The sequence below is a fragment of the Paenibacillus thiaminolyticus genome (assembly GCF_003591545.1).
Taxonomy (GTDB): domain Bacteria; phylum Bacillota; class Bacilli; order Paenibacillales; family Paenibacillaceae; genus Paenibacillus_B; species Paenibacillus_B thiaminolyticus_A.
Genome location: NZ_QYZD01000080.1, coordinates 1 through 4,248 on the forward strand (window position 1 = coordinate 1; position 4,248 = coordinate 4,248).

Consider the following 4,248-nt stretch of genomic DNA (forward strand, 5'->3'; position numbering starts at 1 on the left):
AATCAATATCCCTTCAGCTCCTAAATCAATATCCTTTCTACTCCTAATAGCCTTTGTACTCCTAATTTGATAGCCTTTCTACTCCCGTTGCCATATTTCAACTTCTAATGTTATTGTCAAGAAGATCGAAATGGTGTCGAAAGGAGGTGTAGATACTCAAATGATGGAATTAACATTGCCAAATGCTCGAGGCTTTCGTGGAGAAACGACTCCTGGAATACGCATCACTGCAGAAACGTTGCAGTTATTTTTTGAAATGGATCGGAACTATCGGGAAAAGAAGTGGTTTTCTCTTCGTGCAGGTGGGCGGAAGCGCTGCTTAAATCACATTACCATTGCAGATTTCCAAGTACTATTCGCTTTATTCCGCGTATGCGACTATCAAGGAAAAATACTGATTAAAAGTCGGAAATCCTTATATGAAATCATCTCAGATGATAACGTTGAGCCGATCAGTGACAGCCAATTCTATGAATCTTTTGAAAAGCTATCAATGAACGGTGTTTTTCGCATGCAAACCAATACAGATAATCTTCAAGAGATCACAATTGAAGGATATCTAACAGAAACAGGGAAGATCGATCGTTTTGTATTTCTTCCTCCTTTTATTTTTTCCTCTACATTCAACAAATTGAGTGTGGCAGAGAAAAAGTTAATTCTAGCGGTCTATGCGCAAGCCGGGAATCACAAGGGATCGAAATTTGAACGCGTGATAGAGCGCAGTACAAATTTCAAACCCTTACTTTATGCAGATCTTTGTACTCTTTTGAAGAAATCTCAACGGAGTCATGTGGTTTCCATTGTTCGTTCGTTGGCGGAGATCAGTTTCGAAGGAAAAAAACTCTTCTCTAAAGCGGTGGTAAGCAACGGTAAGAGTGGGGAAAAAGCAATTTTTATCCTTGAACCGATGTGGGTTACTACCAGTTATTCGAGTATCACACTTCATCGATCGATATCCATGGAGCGGGTTTTACCAAAGCAAGCTCGTATCATACGACTTTTATCTGAACAGTTGAATATTGGCGAGATTACATCTACGGATATATTTCCTTCAGTAATTAAAGTTTTGTACCATTATCCAAAAACCATTATTCGCAAGGTTTTAACGCAGCTTAGAGAATTTGTTTCCCAAAAAGGGAGCTTCCCAGACAATATAGTAGGATATGTTAAATCGTTGGCGGATACGTTCGCAGGTGACAGCATCAAAACAACATTAGAAGAGTTGGAAGCGAAAGAATTTGTTACGAATCCTTTACTGCTGCCACTAGAGGAACAAAGAAAAAGGATGGCTGATTTCGCAAAATATATCTTCACTTCAAAGATAACGAGGAAAAAATTATCCGAAAAGCTGCTTCACCTTAAAAAGAGCATTTTACATGAATTTGAAGTTGATATTTCCTTAGACCATTACTATAACTACGATATACGTAAGTGGGGGACTCATTCGATCACCCATTTGGACGTAAACGATCTCAATGAATTAGCTCAGCTCGCATACTCTCATCGTGTTGATCCATTTATATATCAAGAGTATGAAGAAGAAATTATTAAAGCTATCGCCCAGGGAGAAAATCTCGATTCGATCTGGAAGCAAGCCAAGAACATAATCCCATCTCTCCGAAAGAGATCGCATGTTCCTCTGCTATCAGTTCGTTTCCGTTTACAATCATATTTGTAGCTCTCTTACTACTAAAAGTGGAGGGCTATTTCTGCTGCAAAATAAGTTTTCTTGCTGCACTAACTCTTGATTCTGAAAGACTATTGTTCCTCCCTTCAAGAGAAAGTGCTTTTTTATGGGCAAGAAAATATTAATCCAAGTTTAGTTATGTTAATAAATCAATTATATTGTGAATATCTAATATTATTCCAAGTTGTTTTATGTAGTTAACATGTAGGATTGTAAACCAAAATTATCTACACTTTTTGACTTGTAATCATATTTCTTTCACGAAATCAATACTTGCATTTGACATACTCAATTCATTTTATTCTTGGTTTTATATTTTCTTTCTCGAGATTTTCCCTTTAATAACGGGGGTTTTACTAGCTTTAAAGCACTTATAATCTTTTTTTGTTTTATAATCATTTGTTTTAAAAATCTTTTACTTCATCATCATTAAGATGGTTCAACTAATATGCTTAATGTGATATCATTAAATTAATGCTATTACCAATTGCTCATATGAGCCTGATTTCAAGATTACACCCTAAGGGTAGAATGAATCATATTAGCCGTGTGCTAATCCATGAGGATTCTATTTTTGGGGTTTTTGTTATTTTAGAAGCATATTCATATCCAGTCCGTATTATGAGGAAACTCTTCATAATCGGGCTATTTTTATTTATGAGGAGGAAAGATAATGAATAAATTATTCCAGGCTTTGAATGCCCCTTATCCTTATGAATGTTACTCATCTTCGTACAAAGGATTTGCAAGTGTAACGCCTCAAGCTACTTCAAATCGTTTAAATGAAGTATTAGGCCCGGATGGTTGGAACTTTAATGTCCTTGAAAAGGAAGTTGATCTAAATGAGTTTTGTGTGTCCATCTTTGGACAAATATCCATTCGTGATAATCAAAATGAATGGATAGTGAAGCAAAACTTTGGAGATGCTCTTATGGTTGTCCAAGAAGGGAAGAGCGAACCTTCTACGCAAGCTAGATTAGATGCGTATAAGAAGGCTACGTCGGACTGTATGAAAAAATGTGCTTCAATGTTAGGTGTCAGTGCTGATGTGTACCAGGGGTTAATAAGGGTAGTATCTTATCGCAATCAGAATGCTACTTATACTGCATTGGTTAAAAAATTCAACTTGGAAGTAGATTGCTCTCCGTTTAAAGAGGGCATCTGCATTCTACCAGACTCTTATAAAGAGTATTATCAAAATAAAGGCTGGTTTGGGATTTTTGAAGAAGATTACTACTCGGTTAAGAAAGAAATGATGAATGGCCAAGTTTTTAGAACGAAGCAATCTACACAACCGAATAGAGTTGCAGCTACTGATGAGCCTATTTTTAAGATTATTGATGTAGAGGCTTACGTACAAGACGGCAAACCATACTACAAGTTTGTAATGGAGCATGGTGGTATTAAAAATGAACTTTATGCTGTAGGTCAAATGGTAGAACGCGTGGATGCTATGTCACTAAAAGATGGAAGCAGGGTTACTATTATGAGCGAGACTCGCAAGGGTAAAAAAATACTGAAGCTAATTAAATTAGTTGGTTAGAAAAAGAATAAGGCCGATCAAAACATAGAGGAATGCTGGAATTGTTATTATTAGAAATTTGTTTATTAGGTAGGTAAAAAGAGAGCTGCACGCTCTCTTTTTTGATGTCTTTTAAAATGGCAGATTATCTCCATTTATGCTATAATTATTTTATCCCCATAACGTCTACTCTTTAAAATAGGGTGAGTACGACTAAGATGATGAATCTTCCTAATATAGTTTTACGTCAGTATCGTAATAATGGACCATATTATGCAATTGAAGTAGAAAATAACGATATTATCACAAGTTATCGGCTTGATGAGTTTCCTGATAATTGGCCGGAATCATTTATTCAAGAACGATTAGAGTTAGGAAAAAGAATGTTTTCTTTTAAGACAGTTACCTGATAGGGGCTGTCTTTTTTATTATAGCTTTAACAATTCCAGGAAAGAGTGTTCTGAGTGCAAAGCGTATGCCGGCTACTACTTCAAGGGCACTCACATAGCATTTCTAAATTACACTAGTGAGGTCCCACGGAAAATGAAATTGTATCATGGCACGAATGAGGAACGGGGAAGGGCTATATTAGCGGAAGGACGTATTAGATGCCAGGTCGATCGCATTTATTGTTCAGAGAAAATAAAGTGATAGACTCAAAAATAAAGTATTAGACTGGGAAAATAAAGTTGTAGACTGATTGACCGTATTCCGGAAGCGCCGGTTTGGCGCGATCGGCACGCCGGCGTCGCCAGCTGCGAGTTGGCTTGCCAGTCTAATACTTTATTTTCTAAGATTTTCGAAGCCCTTAACTGCGTCAAATTAACTACCTTGGTCTAGTACTTTATTTTCTTTTGACAATTGATTGAACAACTGCCCGAGCTGGCCACGCTGCGCTGGCAGCATCGATCCCTCCGTCCAATCGATGCGGAAGGACCTGGATTGATTGAGCAGCAGCCTGAACTGGCCACGCCGCGCCGGCAGCATCGATCCCTCCGTCCAATCGATGCGGAAGGACCTGGATTGATTGAGCAGCAGC

Annotated in this window: 4 protein-coding genes; 3 read left to right on the forward strand and 1 reads right to left on the reverse strand. The window is 37.7% G+C overall.

Features of this window, described 5'->3' with window-relative positions; all coding sequences use genetic code 11:
• Window positions 1-160: 160 nt before the first annotated feature.
• The 3 genes from DQX05_RS29820 (at window position 161) to DQX05_RS30440 (ending at window position 3,619) form a co-directional block, all read left to right on the forward strand.
• Window positions 161-1,678, forward strand: a complete 1,518-nt coding sequence (locus DQX05_RS29820) for a hypothetical protein (protein ID WP_119796857.1) — start codon at window positions 161-163, stop codon at window positions 1,676-1,678.
• 682 nt (window positions 1,679-2,360) lie between these two features.
• A complete protein-coding gene (locus DQX05_RS29825; RefSeq protein ID WP_119796858.1) occupies window positions 2,361-3,230 on the forward strand; it encodes a Rad52/Rad22 family DNA repair protein in 870 nt (289 codons plus the stop codon).
• 197 nt (window positions 3,231-3,427) lie between these two features.
• Complete coding sequence (locus DQX05_RS30440; protein WP_147385253.1) at window positions 3,428-3,619, forward strand: hypothetical protein; 192 nt, start codon at window positions 3,428-3,430, stop codon at window positions 3,617-3,619.
• A gap of 412 nt (window positions 3,620-4,031) precedes the next feature.
• Here DQX05_RS30440 and DQX05_RS31275 read toward each other — a convergent pair.
• The coding region (locus DQX05_RS31275; RefSeq protein ID WP_220483318.1) for a hypothetical protein at window positions 4,032-4,248 on the reverse strand (217 nt) is incomplete at its 5' end.